General features: G+C 65.8%; 15 protein-coding genes. 9 read left to right on the top strand and 6 right to left on the bottom strand.

Annotated elements, in window-relative coordinates; all coding sequences use genetic code 11:
* Positions 1-23 precede the first annotated feature (23 nt).
* Positions 24-1,523 carry a helix-turn-helix domain-containing protein gene (locus tag N2K95_RS01725; RefSeq protein WP_313771168.1) on the bottom strand — a complete coding sequence of 500 codons (1,500 nt, stop codon included), beginning with the start codon at positions 1,521-1,523 and terminating at the stop codon, positions 24-26.
* A gap of 146 nt (positions 1,524-1,669) precedes the next feature.
* Between N2K95_RS01725 and aceA the strand changes: the two genes are divergently transcribed.
* The 3 genes from aceA (at position 1,670) to N2K95_RS01710 (ending at position 5,537) form a co-directional block, all read left to right on the top strand.
* Positions 1,670-2,983, top strand: coding sequence for an isocitrate lyase (gene aceA, locus N2K95_RS01720; protein WP_260652643.1), 1,314 nt, complete (start codon positions 1,670-1,672; stop codon positions 2,981-2,983).
* Between the two features lie 103 nt (positions 2,984-3,086).
* Positions 3,087-4,718: a malate synthase A gene (gene aceB / locus N2K95_RS01715; RefSeq protein ID WP_260652642.1), complete on the top strand. Its 1,632-nt coding sequence runs from the start codon at positions 3,087-3,089 to the stop codon at positions 4,716-4,718.
* 111 nt (positions 4,719-4,829) lie between these two features.
* A complete protein-coding gene (locus N2K95_RS01710; protein ID WP_260652641.1) occupies positions 4,830-5,537 on the top strand; it encodes a DsbA family oxidoreductase in 708 nt (235 codons plus the stop codon).
* A 60-nt stretch (positions 5,538-5,597) separates the two neighbouring features.
* Here N2K95_RS01710 and N2K95_RS01705 read toward each other — a convergent pair whose 3' ends face one another.
* Together N2K95_RS01705 and N2K95_RS01700 are read right to left on the bottom strand one after the other, a co-directional pair.
* The gene (locus tag N2K95_RS01705; RefSeq protein ID WP_260652640.1) at positions 5,598-6,272 is read right to left on the bottom strand and encodes a LytR C-terminal domain-containing protein; all 675 of its coding nucleotides are present in this window, start codon (positions 6,270-6,272) and stop codon (positions 5,598-5,600) included.
* Positions 6,265-6,564 carry a type II toxin-antitoxin system VapB family antitoxin gene (locus N2K95_RS01700; protein ID WP_255793714.1) on the bottom strand — a complete coding sequence of 100 codons (300 nt, stop codon included), beginning with the start codon at positions 6,562-6,564 and terminating at the stop codon, positions 6,265-6,267. The genes N2K95_RS01705 and N2K95_RS01700 overlap by 8 nt, the downstream gene beginning before the upstream one ends.
* 105 nt (positions 6,565-6,669) lie before the next feature.
* Between N2K95_RS01700 and N2K95_RS01695 the strand changes: the two genes are divergently transcribed.
* Together N2K95_RS01695 and N2K95_RS01690 are read left to right on the top strand one after the other, a co-directional pair.
* Positions 6,670-7,605, top strand: a complete 936-nt coding sequence (locus N2K95_RS01695; RefSeq protein WP_260652639.1) for a Cof-type HAD-IIB family hydrolase — start codon at positions 6,670-6,672, stop codon at positions 7,603-7,605.
* A 114-nt stretch (positions 7,606-7,719) separates the two neighbouring features.
* On the top strand, positions 7,720-8,604 hold the full coding sequence (locus tag N2K95_RS01690) for an NAD-dependent epimerase/dehydratase family protein (RefSeq protein WP_255793716.1): 885 nt from the start codon (positions 7,720-7,722) through the stop codon (positions 8,602-8,604).
* A gap of 55 nt (positions 8,605-8,659) precedes the next feature.
* Here N2K95_RS01690 and N2K95_RS01685 read toward each other — a convergent pair whose 3' ends face one another.
* Entirely contained in the window at positions 8,660-9,157 is a 498-nt protein-coding gene (locus N2K95_RS01685) for a glutathione peroxidase (protein ID WP_407080108.1), read from the bottom strand.
* 175 nt (positions 9,158-9,332) lie between these two features.
* Between N2K95_RS01685 and N2K95_RS01680 the strand changes: the two genes are divergently transcribed.
* Complete coding sequence (locus N2K95_RS01680) at positions 9,333-10,361, top strand: isopenicillin N synthase family dioxygenase (protein WP_260652638.1); 1,029 nt, start codon at positions 9,333-9,335, stop codon at positions 10,359-10,361.
* An 87-nt stretch (positions 10,362-10,448) separates the two neighbouring features.
* Here the strand turns inward: N2K95_RS01680 and N2K95_RS01675 are convergent, their stop codons facing one another.
* A complete protein-coding gene (locus N2K95_RS01675) occupies positions 10,449-12,149 on the bottom strand; it encodes a BCCT family transporter (RefSeq protein ID WP_260652637.1) in 1,701 nt (566 codons plus the stop codon).
* Positions 12,150-12,781: 632 nt separating this feature from the next.
* Here N2K95_RS01675 and N2K95_RS01670 point away from each other — a divergent pair.
* From N2K95_RS01670 to N2K95_RS01660, 3 genes are all read left to right on the top strand, one after another.
* The gene (locus N2K95_RS01670; RefSeq protein ID WP_260652636.1) at positions 12,782-13,096 is read left to right on the top strand and encodes an FmdB family zinc ribbon protein; all 315 of its coding nucleotides are present in this window, start codon (positions 12,782-12,784) and stop codon (positions 13,094-13,096) included.
* Between the two features lie 33 nt (positions 13,097-13,129).
* Positions 13,130-14,386, top strand: coding sequence for a formamidase (gene fmdA / locus N2K95_RS01665; protein ID WP_260652635.1), 1,257 nt, complete (start codon positions 13,130-13,132; stop codon positions 14,384-14,386).
* Between the two features lie 77 nt (positions 14,387-14,463).
* Positions 14,464-16,575, top strand: a complete 2,112-nt coding sequence (locus tag N2K95_RS01660) for an NAD(P)/FAD-dependent oxidoreductase (RefSeq protein WP_260652634.1) — start codon at positions 14,464-14,466, stop codon at positions 16,573-16,575.
* Here the strand turns inward: N2K95_RS01660 and N2K95_RS01655 are convergent.
* Positions 16,572-17,162 (bottom strand): TetR family transcriptional regulator, encoded by a 591-nt coding sequence (locus N2K95_RS01655; RefSeq protein ID WP_260652633.1) that lies wholly within the window; start codon positions 17,160-17,162, stop codon positions 16,572-16,574. The two genes, N2K95_RS01660 and N2K95_RS01655, sit on opposite strands and share 4 nt — an antisense overlap.
* Positions 17,163-17,198: the final 36 nt, after the last annotated feature.

Below are 17,198 nucleotides of genomic sequence, written 5' to 3'. Positions count from 1 at the left end.
CTAGCCGCGGAACCGGCTTCGCGTCATTGCTCCGAATGCGCCTGCAGGAAGGAATACACCTCGGTCTCATCCACGCCGGGGAAGGCACCGGGCGGCAGGGCGGCGAGCAGGTGCGAATGCGCCCGGGCGCTGGGCCACGCGAACCCGGACCACTGCGAGGCCAGCTCCCCCGGCGGGGTACGGCAGCAGTCCGGATCAGGACAGCGGGAGCGAGACCGCGCGGTGGTGTCCCGCCCGCGGAACCACTTCACGTGCTGGTACGGCACCCCGATGCTGAGCGAGAACTTGCCGGCCGATCCCCGTTCAATCCGGGCGGTGCACCAGTACGTGCCGGCCGGGGTGTCGGTGTACTGGTTGAACGCACTGAACTGGTCGGGCACCGAAAACACTTCCCGCGACGTCCAGTACCGGCAGATCGGCTGGCCCTCGATGGCGCCGGTGTGGTCGGCGGGGAAGGTCACGCCGTCGTTCTCATAGGCCTTGTAGACGATGCCGCTCTCGTGCACCTTCTGGAAGTGGGTGGGGATGCCCAGATGCTCCGTGGCGAGGTTGGTAAACCGGTGGGCGGCCGTTTCATAGGACACCGCGAAGGCATCCCGGATGTCCTCCACGGCTATTTCCTTGGCAGCCTTGGCCCGCTGCAGGAACTCCACCGTGGCCTTCTCCGGCAGCAATAGGGCGGCGGCGAAGTAGTTCGTGGCCACCCGCTGGCCCAGGAACTCGCCGTAGCTGCTCGGCGTCTGGTGCTGAAGTACGTAATGGCCCAGGGCCTGCAGCAGCACCGACCGCGGATCGTGGTCCGAGCGCTGTGACTGGGTCAGGTAGATACGCCGGTTCTTCAGGTCGGTGACGGAGCGGGTGGAGTGCGGCAGGTCGTTCACGTGGTGGAGGCTGAACCCCAGGTGCGCGGCGATATCGGCGATCACGTGCTGCGACAGCGGGCCGGACGTGTGCCCCACCGAATCCAGCACCTTCTGCGCTTCGGCCTCATATTCCGGGAAGTAGTTGTTCCGCTCCCGCATCATTGCCCGCAGCTCTCCGTTGGCCCGGCGCGCCTCCTCGGGGGTGGCCATCTGGTCGTTAAGCCGTCGCTCAAGCTCGGCCTGCAGGCCCACCAGGGATTCCAGGACGTCGGTCGGCAGCCGCGACCCGATCCGCACCTTGGGCAGGCCGAGGGAGGCATAAAGCGGCCCGCGCTGCGCCCGCTCGAGTTCGATTTCCAAGGCAGCGCGCTGGCTCGGCGGCTCGGCTCCCAGCAGCGAGTCGATGCTGACCTCGAGGGCCGCCGCCAGCGCCTGCATCATGCCGAGCTTGGGCTCGCGCTTGCCGTTCTCAATCAGGGACAGCTGGGACGCCACCGTTCCGACGGCGGCACCCAGGTCATCGAGCGTCATGCCCTTGGCCTTGCGCAGGTGCCGGACGCGGCGGCCGAGGCTGATGACATCCAGCGTCCGCTCGGCGTCGGGCCCCAATCCGCCCTTCGGGGAGTCCGGAGCGGGTCTATTCCATGTAGTAGGCGTCACATTTTCAGATTACGCGAAGAACTGCGTTTCTTTCCAGAGATAAACCCTAGAAGAGGGGTTGTTGTTGGCACAGGCTTAGTTCACAGCACGAAATTCCGGTTGAAGCGGACCGGTTCGCAGGGATGAACTTCAAGGAGATACAAGCAATGAGCCAGGACCAGAACACCGCCCCCACCGCCGAACAGCTCACGTCCGACTGGGAGACCAATCCCCGCTGGGACGGCATCGAGCGCGACTACACCGCCGACGACGTCGTGAAGCTGCGGGGCCGCGTCCAGGAGGAGCACACGCTGGCCCGCCGCGGATCCGAAAAGCTCTGGGACCAGCTCCGCAACGCCGGCGATGACGGCTACACCAATGCCCTGGGTGCCCTCACCGGCAACCAGGCCGTCCAGCAGGTCAAGGCCGGTCTGAAGGCCATTTACCTCTCCGGCTGGCAGGTAGCCGCCGATGCGAACAACTCCGGCCACACCTACCCGGACCAGTCGCTCTATCCGGCCAACTCGGTTCCCACCGTGGTCCGCCGCATCAACAACGCCCTGCTGCGTGCAGACCAGATCGAATTCGCCGAAGGCATCTCCACGGTCGAGGATTACCTGGTGCCGATCGTGGCCGACGCCGAGGCCGGCTTCGGCGGCCCGCTGAACGCCTACGAACTGATGAAGGCCATGATCACCTCCGGTGCCTCCGGCGTGCACTGGGAAGACCAGCTTGCCTCGGAGAAGAAGTGCGGCCACCTCGGCGGCAAGGTCCTCATCCCCACCGGCCAGCACATCCGCACCCTGAACGCCGCCCGCCTCGCGGCCGACGTCGCCGGTACCCCCACCGTGGTCATCGCCCGCACCGACGCCGAGGCAGCCACCCTGATCACGTCCGACGTCGACGAGCGGGACTCGGAGTTCATCATCCGTGAAAACGGAGAGCCAGTTCGCACCGCCGAGGGCTTCTACAAGGTCCGCAACGGCATTGAACCCTGCATCGCCCGGGCCAAGGCCTATGCCCCCTACTCGGACCTGATCTGGATGGAAACCGGCACCCCGGACCTGGAGCTGGCCCGCAAGTTCGCCGAGTCCGTCCGCTCCGAATTCCCCGACCAGATGCTGGCGTACAACTGCTCCCCGTCCTTCAACTGGAAGAAGCACCTCGACGACGAGACCATCGCCAAGTTCCAGCGCGAACTCGGTGCCATGGGCTTCAAGTTCCAGTTCATCACCCTGGCCGGCTTCCACGCCCTGAACTACTCCATGTTCGATCTGGCCCACGGCTACGCCCGCTCCGGCATGAGCGCCTACGTGGAACTGCAGGAAAAGGAGTTCGGCTCCGAGTCCCGCGGCTACACCGCCACCAAGCACCAGCGCGAAGTCGGCACCGGCTACTTCGACGCCATCGCCACCGCGCTGAACCCCGAAGGCAGCACCCTGGCCCTGGCCGGTTCCACGGAGTCCAGCCAGTTCCACTAAACCGCTGTCCCGCTTACCGCGGTCCCGCGGGGGCGCGGCTGCAGCCGCAGCCGCGCCCCCGCAGCATCACCCTTCAGTCTTGAAAGATCCCAAGGAGAGCGCCATGAATGACCCGATCACCCTGAACGGCATTTCCCTCACCGCACCCGCAGTGCGGCGGCAGGAGGAAATCCTCACCCCGCAGGCGTTGGATTTCGTCAAGGCGCTGCACCGGGCCACGGCCTCCCGCCGGCAGGAACTCCTTCAGCAGCGGCAGGCCCGCCGCCAGCAGATTTCCAACGGCGCCGACCCCGCGTTCCTGGCCGAAACCCGCAGCATCCGCGAGGACGACTCCTGGCGGGTGGCCCCCACGGCGCCGGGGCTGGAGGACCGCCGAGTGGAAATCACCGGCCCGGTGGACCGGAAAATGACCATCAATGCACTGAATTCCGGCGCCAAGGTCTGGTTGGCGGACATGGAGGACTCCTCCACGCCGTCGTGGTCCAACGTGGTCAACGGCCAGCTGAACCTGCGCGACGCCCTGGACCGCCGCATCGACTTCACGTCCCCGGAGGGCAAGGAGTACCGGGTGCGGGGCACGTCCCTCACCGATCTGCCCACCATCGTGGTCCGCCCCCGCGGCTGGCACCTGCCGGAAAAGCACATGCTGGTGGACAACACCCCGATCGCCGGTGGCCTCGTGGACTTCGGCCTGTACTTCTTCCACAACGCCCAGCGCCTCATTTCGCAGGGCCGCGGACCGTACTTCTACCTGCCCAAGATTGAAAACCACCTCGAGGCACGGCTCTGGAATGACATCTTTGTCCTCGCCCAGGACCTGCTCGGCATGCCGCAGGGAACCATCCGTGCCACGGTCCTGATCGAAACCATCACCGCAGCCTTCGAGATGGAGGAAATCCTCTACGAACTGCGGGACCACGCCGCCGGGCTGAACGCCGGCCGCTGGGACTACATCTTCTCGGTCATCAAGAACTTCCGCACCCGCGGCCCCCGGTTCGTGCTGCCGGACCGCAACATGGTCACCATGACCGCACCGTTCATGCGTTCCTACACCGAGCAGCTGGTCCGCGCCTGCCACCGCCGCGGCGCCCACGCCATCGGCGGCATGGCGGCCTTCATCCCTAACCGCAAAGACGCCGCAGCCAACGACGTCGCCATGGAGAAGGTGCGCGCCGACAAGACCCGCGAGGCCGGCGACGGTTTCGACGGATCGTGGGTGGCGCACCCGGACCTGGTGCCGGTGGCCATGGAGGTGTTCGACGGCGTGCTCGGCGACCGCCCCAACCAGCTGGAAAAAACCCGCGAAGACGTAGTGCCCAACGACAAGGCACTGCTCAACATCGCTGCCACCCCCGGCGTCATCACCGAGGCCGGCATCCGCAGCAACATCGAGGTGGGCATCCGCTACATCGAGTCCTGGCTGCGCGGCAACGGTGCGGCCGCCATCAACAACCTGATGGAAGACGCTGCCACGGCGGAAATCTCCCGCTCGCAGATCTGGCAGTGGATCCACTGCTCGGCCGTGACCGACGAAGGCGAGATTGTCACGCACCAGTGGGTCCAGGAGCTGCTCGACGAGGAGTTCACGAACCTGCAGCGCTTCGACGGAGACCGCTTCGACGACGCCCGCGAGCTCTTTGAGGAAGTCGCCTGCGGGGAACATTTCCCCACCTTCCTCACCGTGCCTGCCTACGCCCGGTTCCTGCATGAATCGCAGGAACTGGCCGCGGCCTAGCCCTGAGGGGTGAGGCGGATACCGCTTCAGTATCCGCCTCGGCAAGGACCGGGAGTCATTACCGCATCCCCCGCGGGAATGGCTCCCGGTCCTTTCTGCGTTGCACCGGATATGAAGATTGATATCTGGTCCGACATTGCCTGCCCGTGGTGCTACATCGGCAAGCGCCGCTTCGAGACCGCGCTGGCCCGCTTTCCGCACCGGGACGAAGTGGAGGTCCGCTGGCACAGCTTCCAGCTGGACCCGTCCCTGCCCGAACACTTTGACGGTACCGAGGTCGAATACCTCAGCGAGCGCAAGGGCATCGACCCCGGGCAGCTCGCCGGCATGCTGGATCAGGTCACCGTCCAGGCCGCCGGCGAGGGACTGTCCTACGACTACGACTCCCTCGTCGTGGCCAACAGCTTTTCCGCCCACCGGCTGATCCACCTCGCCGGCGCTGAAGCCGGACTGGAGGGTGCCGACGCCGCCAAGGAAGCGCTGCTTTCGGCCCACTTCGAAAAGGGCATGGACATCGGCGCAGCTGAAGACCTGGTGCAGATCGGCACCGGTATCGGCCTGTCTGCTGACCGGGTGAAGGCAATGCTGGCCACGGATGAATACGCCGACGCCGTTCGCGCTGACATCGCGCAGGCCCGGTCCCTCGGGATCAGCGGCGTTCCGTTCTTTGTGCTCGATGACAAGTACGGCATTTCCGGCGCGCAGCCGGCCGACTTGTTCTCCTCGGCCCTGGAACAGGCCTGGCAGGAATCCCATCCGCTGGTGAACCTGACGCCGGCGTCAGTAGACGGACCGGCCTGCGGCCCGGACGGATGCTAGGGAGCCAGGGCAGCCCCTTCCCGCTCGACGCCGGCCGGACACAGCAGGACGACGGCACCCTTACTCGTCCGGCGTCGCGGACCCCGGGCAGCTCAGCGCACCCGGGCCAGCGTCAACCGCCTGCTCCGGCGGGGTGAGGCCCTCGTAAGCGGAACCGATGACCACGTCCACGGAGGCATCCGTCCGCTCATCCAGCACATAGTCGGTGCCGGGAAGATGCTGCTGCACCGTGTAGGCGGCGGCGAGGCCGGAACTACCCGACACCACCAGCGCCGTCATGCCGGCTCGGTTCACACTGCTGTTGCCCACGTTCTCCACCCGGAAACCGCGCTCACTCAGGGCGCTTCCCGCGATTCCGCCCAGGCCCGGCGACGCGGTCGCGTTGTAGACATTGAGCGTCACGGTACCGGGGTCCAGATACGGAAAAGGCCCGGCCGGACATTCGTCCACCGGACCCACCGGGGTATCGGGTGCTGCGCTCGGCAGCCGTACCCACCCCGAAATCAATCCCTGTGCCAGGACCGCCGCCAGCAGCACGAGGACCGCGAGGAACCCGACCACCGAGTTGTGCAGCCGCCTGCGCCGCTTCGCACGCCGTACCAGCTCCGGCTCGTCGGTGGGTGCGAACACCTCTCCAAGCTCACCGCCGGTGATGATCCGGTGCCCGTGCCATTCCCGCGGATCGTTCTTCGCGGAGTTGCCGCGGTGACGCCCCTCGGGGGGTTCCTTAGTCATCGAGGACCAGCACGCGTGCGTGCAGTATGGTCCGCTGGTGCAATGCCGTCCTTACGGCCCGGTGCAGTCCGTCTTCGAGGTACATAGTTCCCTTCCATTGGACAACGTGCGGAAACAGGTCTCCGAAAAAGGTGGAGTCCTCGGCCAGCAGTGCACCGAGGTCCAGCGTGGCCTTCGTGGTCACCAGGTCATCCAGGCGCACCTGCCGGGGAGGTACCGCTGCCCAGTCCTTCGGGGTCACGTATCCATGGTCAGGGTAGGGGCGTATGTCGCCAACAGCTTTGAAGATCACTAATACAGAGTAGAGAACATCCGCAACCAAAGAAACAGAGGTGCTCGGGCGCGCCGCGCTCAAAACCTCCGAATATCCCCTTATTTCCGTGTCCGTGACCTCAAAATGCGGTCCGGCCTCCGGACACGGGATACTGGGGAGGTGAACACCTCTGCTGCCCGAATCGGTCTCCTGCTCGACGTCGACGGCCCCGTGGCCAGCCCCGTCTCCCGGAGCGTCCGTCCCTCCATCATCCGGAACCTGGTGACCCTGGCGAACGCTGGCTGGCCGGTCATCTTCAACACGGGCCGGTCCGATGCCTTTATCCGCGAGCAGGTCATGCAGCCGATGATGGCCGCCGGGCTGCCGGAGGGGGTGCTGCTGCACGCGGTCTGCGAAAAGGGCGCCGTCTGGTTCTCCTTCGACGGAGCCGGTCCGCAGCAGTCCCAGGTGGATCCTGAGCTGAAGGTCCCCGGTGACTACGCCGAAGCCATCCGCGACCTGGTGGCCGCCAAGTACTCCGGAACCATGTTCTTCGACGAAACGAAGCTGGCCATGGTGTCCGTGGAGCAGCACGTGGAAGTGGACAACGCCGACTACCTCACCGACCAGCGCCGCTTCGACGCCGACGCCCTGGAGCAGATGTCCCTGGCCGGGATGGGCGGCCGGCGGCTGGAGCACTCGATCCCGGACGCCTCCGGAGCGGTGGCCTTCCGGATTGATCCGACCATCATCTCCACGGACATTGAAGCCATGGGCGTGGGCAAGGACCTGGGTGCCCGCCGCGCACTGTCCCTGCTGGAAGCCGACGGAACACCGGTTCCGCAGATGTGGCGGACGGTCGGCGATTCCCGCACCGATTACGCCATGGCCGATGAACTGCACGCGCTGGGGTACGACGTCGCGCACGTTGATGTACGGCCGGCCGACGGCGTCCCGGTACGGCCCTATCCGGTGCTGACCGCCGGATCGCTGATCCACGACGACGCCGGCGCGGCCTTCTTTGAACGCTGGGTGGCCATGGCGGCCGGGGAAGCGGCGGACGACGCCGTCGTCGTCTAGGCCGCTCCCGGCAGGTGGCCCAGATGTGCCACCCGGAGCTTGTGGGGAAATAAAGGCAATGCCCGGCCGTAGTTGGCGGTATTGTCGGCATCCTCAGCAACCCCAGGAGAATCCATGAAAGTCCTCATTACCGGCGCCCACGGAAAAGTAGGCCGCGCCGTCACTCAAGCCATGCTGGACGCCGGGCACGAGGTCATGACCACCGACCTCTCGCAGCCCGGTTTCGAACGCAAGCTGCCGGGAGCCCCTCAGTACATGAAGGCCGATCTCACCGACGCGGGCCAGGCCTTCGCCGTCGTCCGCGGTGCGGAGGCCGTGGTGCACGTGGCCGCGATTCCGGAACCCACCGGCCACCCCGCCCATGTCGTTTTCCAGAACAACCTCATGGGCACGTTCAACATCCTGGAAGCCGCTGTCCGCTTCGGAGTGAAGCGCTTCGTCTACATTTCCAGTGAAACCGTGCCCGGGTTCTTCTTCCCCGAACGTGATTTCCTCCCGGACTACGCGCCGGTGGACGAAGAGCATCCGGTGCACCCCCAGGACCCGTATGCGCTCTCGAAGCACTTCGGCGAACAGCTGATGGACGCCGCGGTTGCCCGCTCCGACATCCAGTGCATCTCCATCCGGCCCAGCTGGGTGCAGTTCGAGGGTAATTACGAACTGAACCTTGGGCCCCAGGTCCGGGACAGTTCGGTACTGAGCCCCGGTTTGTGGAGCTATGTGGATGTGTACGATCTGGCCGACGCCATTGTGCTTGCCACCGAATCGGACCTGCCCGGCCACGAGCTTTTCTACATCGCCTCGCCCGACAACGTCGGCGGCCACGACTTTGCGCAGATCCTGTCGGAGAACTACGGCGACCAGATTCAGCTGCGCGGCCTCGACCGCCCGGATGCCTCCGGGATTTCCAGCGCAAAAGCCCGCAAGCTACTCGGCTGGCAGCCGAAGCGGTCCTGGCGGGATTATCTGGACGCCGAAGGCAACGCGCTCCGGAACTAAGCCGGCCCGGCCTGGACGACGCCGTCGTTGTCCAGGCCGTTCCGCCCGGCCCCGCCTACTCCAGGCGCAGGACCGCTTCGATTGATTCCTGCATTTCCGGCGCCCCGGGGGCAACCTTGGACGCGAAGCGGCCGACAACCTCACCGCTGTCGGTGATCAGGAATTTCTCGAAGTTCCAGCCGATGTCATCGCCCAGTTCCCCGTCATGGAACCGGGTCAGGAGGGCGTAGAGCGGGTGCCGGTGTGGTCCGTTGACGTCGGTCTTGGCGGTCAGCGGGAAGGTGACGCCGAAGTTCCGCGAGCAGAACTCGGCAATGTCCTCGTTCGTGCCCGGCTCCTGTCCGGCGAAGGAGTTGCTGGGCACGCCGAGGATGCTGAAGTTCCGTTCCTCGTACGTTTCGTAGAGCGCCTGCAGCCCCTCGTACTGGGAAGTGAATCCGCAGCGCGAGGCCACGTTGACCACCAGCACGGCCTTGCCGCGGAACAGCTCTCCGAAGGTGGTCTCGGTGCCGTCCAGCATGGTGAGGGGAATGTCGTACAAGTTGTCGTTCACGGCGTCGTTCTCCACGGGTGTCCCTTTCGATAGACCTGTTTCTATTGCATCCCATCCCGGGCGGAACACCCAATTTCCGGCAGCCCGGCCGGCTGGGATGAAACGCCGGGACGTGATTCATAGCACTTCGTAACATTTGGTTTCGACTTGACAGGCCCGGTGATAGCTTGCCGCTATGAACGCTATTCCAGAGTCAATCCCCGTCCTCGACCTGAGCACGGCACGCAGTGCCGACGGCTCCTTCAATCCCGAGTTCATCGACCAACTGCGTGATGCCACACACCGGATCGGCTTCTTCCAGCTGGTCGGCTATGGCGCCGCGCAGGCCCGGGTGGAGGAGCTGTTCGACATCACCAAGCGGTTCTTCGACCTGCCGCTCGAGGACCGATTGGCCCTGGATAACCGCAATTCCCCGCACTTCCGCGGCTACACCCGGCTCGGCACCGAAATCACCAAGGGCCGCCCGGATGCCCGGGAGCAGGTGGACTTCGGTCCCGAGCGCGCCCCCGTGGCGGACTACCCGGCGGACCAGCCGTACTGGCTGGTCCAGGGGCCCAACCAGTTCCCGGACCAGGTACTCCCCGAACTTCGGGCCACCGCCATGGACTGGGCCGAGTCCATGAGCTGGGTGGGGGCGGAACTGCTCAGTGCCATCGCGGTGTCCCTGGAACTGCCCGAGGACCACTTCGCCGAGCCCTTCGAGGACACCCCGGCCTGGATGGCCAAGCTCATCCACTACGTGGGCGGCGTGGTGAAGGAAGCCGGCACCCAAGGTGTCGGCGCGCATGCCGACTATGGTTTCATCACCCTGCTCCTGCAGGATTCGGTGGGCGGACTGGAAGTGAAACCGCACGAGTCGGATGTCTGGCTCCCGGTGGAACCGATTCCCGGCGCGCTGGTGGTCAACCTGGGCGAAATGCTTGAGGTGGCCACCCAGGGCTACCTTTCCGCCACCATCCACCGTGTGCTGGCTCCGGCGCCGGGCGTGGACCGATACGCCATCCCGTTCTTCTGGTCCCCGCGGCTGGACTCGGTGATCGACCCCGTGCAGCTTCCCGCCGAGCTGGCTGCACAGTCCCGCGGCATCTCCGATGATCCGGACAACCCCATGCTGGCCTCCTACGGCGCCAATGTCCTGAAGGGCTGGCTGCGGGCACACCCGCAGGTGGCTCAACTACACCACCCGGAGCTTGTGGCGAAGTAAAGGCCCGCGTAGCCCGACGGCAGGGTAGACGAAAGCGGAAGCGGGAACCCTGTGGTTCCCGCTTCCGCTTTCAGTTCGGCAAGAGCGTTATTCGACGGCGCCGGCTTTCACCTTGCCCGAATGCTCCTCCTCCGGGCCCTCCACTACGTCCGGGTTCTGCACGTTATCCGTGTACCACTCGGTGAGGGCGGGGTCGTCGCTCTCAAAGTCGGCACCGGCGCCTTCAGCCTCCGGCACGTGCGCGGTGCCGAAGACGAAGTCGTCGCCGTGCTCGTCGATGCCGCGGCGCACGCCGCCGTTGATGGCCTCCAGCGCGTACCGGCGCCGGATCATCAGCGGGTCGTTGCGCAGGTCCTTGGCCCAGGACACCATCACGCCGACGAGGATGATGGTGAACGGCAGGGCACAGGTCACCATGATGGCCTGGAGTCCCGAGAGGGCGTTGTGGCCCCCCGCCAGCAGCAGGAACAAGGCGATCAGCCCGAGTGCCGCCGACCAGATGATGGTCACCGATTTCGAGGGCACGGGCCGGCCCGACTGGGACATCGAGCCCATGACGTTGGCGGCCGAGTCCGCGGCGGTGACGAAGAAGACCATAATCGCGAGCATGCATACGATGGGCGTCAGCGAGCTGAGCGGCAGGTTGGCCAGCAGATCGAACATGACGTTCTCGCCGTTGTCCTTCACGGTCAGGTCCACCCCGTTCTGGTTCATCCAGATGGCGGTGCCGCCGAAGACCGTGTACCAGGCGATGGAGATTGCCGAGGGAACGAAGACGACGACGGTGACGAACTGGCGCAGGGTTCGGCCCTTGGAGATCTTGGCGATGAACATTCCCACAAACGGCGACCAGGAGATCCACCAGGCCCAGTACAGGGTGGTCCAGCCGGTCAGGAAGTCCTCCTGCTCGGCACCCTGGCCGGCGAAGACGGTCAGCATGTCCGGCATGTTGCCGACAAACGCGATGAGCGAGGCCGGCAGCAGATCGAGCAGGAAGAACGTCGGCCCGGTCAGAAGGACAAAGAGCGTCAGCAGAATGACCAGGGTCATATTGAGGTTGGAGAGCAGCCGGATGCCCTTCTTGATGCCGGCGACGGCGGAGATGGTGAAGACAACCGTCAGGAGGCTGATGGCGACGACGACGAAGCCGTTGCCCAGCTCCTGGCCCGTGATGATCGAGACTCCGGTGCGGATCTGGAGCGCGCCGATGCCCAGCGAGGTCGCGGTGCCGAACAGTGTCACCAGCACGGCGGAAACGTCAATGATCTTTCCCAGCACCCGGTTGTTGCCGTCGGGGAAGACCGGTTCGAACAGCGACGAAATCAGCGGCAGTCGGCCGCGCCGGAACGAGGCGTAGGCCAGGGCGCCGCCCACCAGGGCGTAAATGATCCAGGCGAGACTGGCCTGGTGCAGGAAGGTGGTCGACATGGCCGGCAGGATGGCGGCGGAGCTGCCGGCCTCGGCATCGGTCGAGGGCGGCGGGGAAAGGAAATGGCTGAGCGGTTCCATCGGCCCGTAGAAGATCAGCGCGATGCCCAGACCAGCTGCGAACAGCATGGAGACCCAGGACGTGGTGGAGTACTCCGGCGTGCTGTCGTCGGCCCCCAGCCGGATCTTGCCGGTCGGCCCGAAGCCAACCACCAGCATGAAGATCGCGGCGGCAACCATGGTGGCGTTAAACAACCAGCCGAAATGCACAACCACCCAGCCCTGTATGCCGGTGCCCACGGAACTGAGGTTGCCGGGCGCAAAAATCGCCCACGCCAGAACGGCGAGAGAGATGGCCATGGCAAAAATGAACACACCGCGCCGGGTCGGATAGTTGACCCCGGTGTCCTCAACGCTGATGCCCGGGACCAGCCCGGGATGGAGGCTGAGCGCTGGGGCGGAAGCAGCAGTACGCAGCGCTTTTTTGACACGCTCGACAGGGCGGCCGGCAGCCCTGTGCACCGGAGACCCGGACACGCTGGACCCGTCGGTACTGCCTGAGACGTGCTCTGGAGGTGAAGACTCGGAATTCATAACGCTAAACTTTAGTGCATAAAGCGCCAATTACTGTAAATCATGGATTGCAGCGGTGCCCTCTCGATCAATCGCAGAAGCGGCCGCATAGCAGTGATACCGCGGCAGGACCAATCGAGCGAAAGCGCTCGAACCACGCTCCGCGGATAGCCCTGCGCCGCGAAAGTATTGTGCTTTGGCTCACCTGAACAATCGACAGAAATAGCAAAAGTCTCGATACTTATATCCCTTTATAATTCATTCTGGTAATTCGCAGAAACAATTCCGGCCGCCCGATATCACCATCGCGCATCTACCGTTGACTCGCTCCGGCCCCGTCCCTAGGCTGTCGGGCAAGCCGGAGCGGCACCGCTGTTTCCAGTCCATGGCGCTCCCGCGGTGATCGAAAGGCTTTCGACATGCCGCTCTACGCCTATCGCTGCGCTGCCCGCGGTTCAGCCGGGTTCACCTGCGCCGATTTCGAGGTGCAGCTCGCCATGGGCTCCGCCCCCGCTTCCCTCCCCTGCCCCGTCTGCGGGGCGCCGGCCCGCCGTCGCTTCACCGCACCCAACCTCTCGCGCGCTTCCTCCAGTGCGTACCGGCTGATCGAGTCCACCCAGCGCTCGGCGGCGGAACCCGCCGTCGTCCGCTCCCCCGACCCGCTGTCCGGCACCCGTCCGGCCGGCAACATCACCACCAATCCGCTCCACCGAAAGCTGCCCCGCCCCGACTAATTCCCCGGTTGTTCCTACTCCAAAGGAGAAGCCATGCCCAAGACCGTCTTTCCCCTTGATTCGTCCCGGAAGTTCGAGGACCAGGAAAAGCTGGGGCACAACCGGTGGCATCCCGAAATACCGCCCGTTGCAGTGCTGCGCCCAGGTGAGTCCTTCCGCGTGGACTGCCGCGAATGGTTCGACGGCGCAATCCTCAACGACGATTCCGCCGAGGACATCCTCAACGCTCCGCTGCTGACCGTGCACAAACTCAGCGGTCCGTTTGCCGTGGAAGGGGCGCGTCCCGGCGACCTGCTGGTGGTGGACATTCTCGACGTCGGACCCATTCCGCAGGAAGATACCGGCCCGCTGGCGGGACAGGGCTGGGGCTATACCGGAATCTTCGCCCGGGAGAACGGCGGCGGCTTCCTCACCGAACAGTTCCCCGACGCCTACAAGGCCGTCTGGGACTTCACGGGCCAGACGGCCACGTCCCGGCACATCCCCGGCGTCTCCTTTACCGGGCTGATCCATCCCGGGCTGATGGGAACCGCTCCGTCGTCGGCCCTGCTGGCGAAGTGGAACCGGCGGGAAGGCGACCTGATCGCCACCGACCCGCACCGGGTGCCGCCGCTGGCGCTGCCGCCGGAGGCCGAACACGCTGTACTTGGGGGCCTGCCCCGGGACCAGTGGGAGCGGGTGGGCGCGGAGGCCGCCCGTACTGCGCCGCCGCGGGAAAACGGTGGAAACCAGGACATCAAGAACCTGTCCAAGGGCAGCCGGATTTTCTACCCCGTGTTTGTGGACGGCGCGAACCTCTCGGTGGGTGACCTGCACTTTTCCCAGGGCGACGGCGAAATCACCTTCTGCGGCGCCATTGAAATGGGCGGGTTCATCGACCTGAGGGTGGACCTCATCAAGGGCGGCATGGAGACCTACGGCGTCTCCGAAAACGCAGTCTTTATGCCGGGGAACGTTGAACCGCAGTTCAGCGAGTGGATCGCCTTTTCGGGCACCTCGGTGACGCTCGACGGCGAGCAGCGCTACCTCGACTCGCACCTGTCCTACCAGCGGGCCTGCCTGCACGCGATCGACTACCTGACGAAGTTCGGCTACAGCCCCGAACAGGCCTACCTGCTGCTGGGCGCCGCACCGATCGAGGGGCGTCTGTCCGGAGTGGTGGACATCCCGAACTCGTGCTCGACGGTGTACATTCCGACGTCCATTTTCGATTTCGATGTCCGTCCGTCGGCGGCCGGACCGTTCCAGATTGACCCGGGTATCGGAGCGCCGCGGGCGAGCCGCACCTGAGCCGCAGCGGCCAAGCGGGATGCGGGCCGGCGGCGACCGCGCGTTTACGGTGTACACAACGACGCTAAAATACCCCTGTGAATACCAAAACCTTCCCGCACCTCATGGCCCCGGGGCGCATGGGCCCCATGGAAACGCACAACCGAATCGTCCTGCCGGCCATGGACATGAACGTCTCCGAGCACGGCGAGATTGAACAGCCCGAAATCGACCACTACGTGGCCCGCGCCGCGGGAGGCGCCGGCCTGATCATCACCGGTGCCTGCGCCATCGCTTTCCCGCACGGTGCGGCGTCCATGAAGGAGCCGGGGCTGTCCGATGACAAGTACATTCCCGGCCTCAAGGCGCTGGCCGACGCCATCCACGCCGCCGGCAGCAAGCTCTGCATCCAGTCCACGCACCACGGCAAGGTAGCCCGCGTGGACGTAGCCAATGACCGTCCGGTGCTCGCCCCGAACCAGCCGGACTACAGCTACGACATGTCCGCCCTGGCCGACAGCACCCGCGAGGAACTCGGCAAGATGGGCGCCGCGACCGCCGGCAAGCAGACCGCCTATCACGAGATGACGGCCGAGGACATTTCCTGGCTGGTCTCCACCTGGGCCGATGCGGCCGAACGCGTGGCCAAGGCTGACGCCGACGCCATCGAAATCCACGTGGCGCACGGCTACATCCTCGGGGTTTTCCTCAACCAGCGGGACAACCTGCGCACGGATGAATACGGCGGCTCCCTGGAAAACCGGGCCCGGCTCGCCTGCGAGGTCATCAGCGCCGTCAAGGAGCGGGTTGGTGACCGCCTGGCCGTCCTGGTCCGCGTTGCCGGCGAGGAATACGGACAGGAGGGTGGCCTGACCCTCGACGAGGCGGTCGAGGCATCGAAACTGTTCGAGGCCGCCGGTGCCGACGCCATCCATGTCACCGGCTGGGGCCGCAACCCGTTCGACAACTTCACCGACGGGCCGCTGCCCAACAAGGTCGGCGCCTACCTGGAGAACGCCGCCGAGATCAAGAAACACGTCACCGTCCCGGTGATCGCCGTCGGCCGGATGCTGCCGGAGGTTTCCGAGAAGGCCCTGGCCGCGGGCCAGATCGACTTCGCCGCCATGGGACGCCAGCTGCTGGCCGACCCGGAACTGCCCAACAAGCTCCGCGACGGCAAGTTCGACCAGGTCCGCCCCTGCATCAACTGCTACCTCTGCGTCGCGGAAAACTTCTTCGACGACACTCCCTTCTGCGCCGTCAACCCGGCGCTGGGCAACGAGGCGCTGCTGCCGCTGAAGCCCGCCTCCGCCACCAAGCACGTAGTGGTTGTCGGCGCCGGCCCGGCAGGTCTGGAAAGCGCCCGGGTCCTGACCGAACGCGGCCACCGGGTCACCGTGGTGGACAAGTCGGACCGCCTGGGCGGCACCATGTGGTTCTCCACCATGACCACCCCGGACAACGAACGCCTGCTGAAGTGGTTCAAGGCCGAGATTAAGCGCCTGAACATCGCGGTGAAGCTGAACACGAAGGCCACCGTGGAGTCCATCCGCGCCCTGCACCCGGACCACGTGATCGTGGCCACCGGCGCCGTCCGGCCCAAGCCGGACTTCCCCGGCGGCGACCTGCCGATTGTGCAGACCGGCGACACGCTGCGGGCCATGATGCTCGGCACCGCCACCGCTGAGGAGGCCGGCGCGGTGCTGAGCACCCTGGGCAAGCTCGGCCGCCTCTCCGGCGTGACCAAGAGCCCGGAGTTCGTCCGCCAGTTCACCAAGGTCTGGCTGCCGATGGGTAAGGACGTGGTGGTGATCGGCGGTTCGCTCGTGGGCCTGGAGCTGTCCGAGTTCCTCGCCGAGCGCGGACGCCGGGTCACGCTGCTGCATGAAAAGCAGCAGCTCGGCCTGCCGCTGGCCATGCCGCGCCGCTGGACAGCCGTGAAGGAATCCGAAAAGCACGGCGTGAAGATCCACCGCAACGCCTCGATCACCCGCATCACCGAGAAGAGCGTCGAGTGGACCGTGGGCGGGGAAAGCTTCTCCGCCCCCGCGGACATGGTGGTCTACGCGGACGGCACGACGTCGGCCTCACCGCTGGCGGACGAGCTGCGGGCCGCGGACATCACCTGCGACGTCGTCGGCGACGCCGGCGAGGTCAACTACATCCACGGCGCCATCCACTCATCCTGGAAGGTGAGCACCGACCTCTAGGCAGGCAGTGCTTCGCCCTTCGCGGGTGCGAGAAGCCGGCAGGCCGCAGTGATGGCGGCCTGCCGGCGTCGTTCGCGGGCGGCGTCGGAATCCTCGGTCTTGCCGGTGTAGAGCAGTTCCGGGGACTGCGCCCAGGCGGTGGCCAGCGAAAAAAGCAGAGTCATTAGGTCATCCGGGTCCCAGTCAGCATCGATGATCCCCTGCGCCTGGGCGGCGGCAATATCGGCCGACGCCGGCCCCGGGCGGCTGGAGGGGGCGAGCGCTTCCGGTGCCCCCTCGAGCCGGGCCCAGTCCAGCATCCGCAGATGCTCGGGGTGCTCCACCGCGTGGTCATACAGGGCACCCACGAACCCGGGAAGATCCAGCGCGTCCCGGGGAAGCTGGTCCGTGGTCTCCTGGAGATTGGCGGCCAGCACCGCGGCGAACAGCGCACTCTTGCCGCCGAAGTACGCATAAAGCCGTTCCTTACTGGCCCGCGCCTCTTCGGCAATGCGGTCCACCCGGGCTCCGGCCAGGCCGTACCGGGCAAATTCTTCTCGTGCTGCGGCCAGGATCCTGGCCCGCGTGGCTTCACCGTCGGTTCTCATACCTGTAGTCTAGCTAAGCCAACCAACCAGTTCGTT

The sequence above is a fragment of the Arthrobacter zhaoxinii genome (assembly GCF_025244925.1).
Classification (GTDB): Bacteria; Actinomycetota; Actinomycetes; order Actinomycetales; family Micrococcaceae; genus Arthrobacter_B; species Arthrobacter_B zhaoxinii.
Note: the sequence above shows the minus strand (reverse complement) of the source record. Positions and strands in the feature narration are given on the sequence as shown.

Bases quoted from the DNA above. Each gene is read 5' to 3' on its own strand.
- aceA (WP_260652643.1), top strand. From the start codon at position 1,670: ATGAGCCAGGACCAGAACACCGCCCCCACCGCCGAACAGCTCACGTCC.
- aceB (WP_260652642.1), top strand. From the start codon at position 3,087: ATGAATGACCCGATCACCCTGAACGGCATTTCCCTCACCGCACCCGCA.
- N2K95_RS01710 (WP_260652641.1), top strand. From the start codon at position 4,830: ATGAAGATTGATATCTGGTCCGACATTGCCTGCCCGTGGTGCTACATC.
- N2K95_RS01705 (WP_260652640.1), bottom strand. From the start codon at position 6,272: ATGACTAAGGAACCCCCCGAGGGGCGTCACCGCGGCAACTCCGCGAAG.
- N2K95_RS01695 (WP_260652639.1), top strand. From the start codon at position 6,670: ATGCGGTCCGGCCTCCGGACACGGGATACTGGGGAGGTGAACACCTCT.
- N2K95_RS01690 (WP_255793716.1), top strand. From the start codon at position 7,720: ATGAAAGTCCTCATTACCGGCGCCCACGGAAAAGTAGGCCGCGCCGTC.
- N2K95_RS01680 (WP_260652638.1), top strand. From the start codon at position 9,333: ATGAACGCTATTCCAGAGTCAATCCCCGTCCTCGACCTGAGCACGGCA.
- N2K95_RS01675 (WP_260652637.1), bottom strand. From the start codon at position 12,149: ATGGCCATCTCTCTCGCCGTTCTGGCGTGGGCGATTTTTGCGCCCGGC.
- N2K95_RS01670 (WP_260652636.1), top strand. From the start codon at position 12,782: ATGCCGCTCTACGCCTATCGCTGCGCTGCCCGCGGTTCAGCCGGGTTC.
- fmdA (WP_260652635.1), top strand. From the start codon at position 13,130: ATGCCCAAGACCGTCTTTCCCCTTGATTCGTCCCGGAAGTTCGAGGAC.
- N2K95_RS01655 (WP_260652633.1), bottom strand. From the start codon at position 17,162: ATGAGAACCGACGGTGAAGCCACGCGGGCCAGGATCCTGGCCGCAGCA.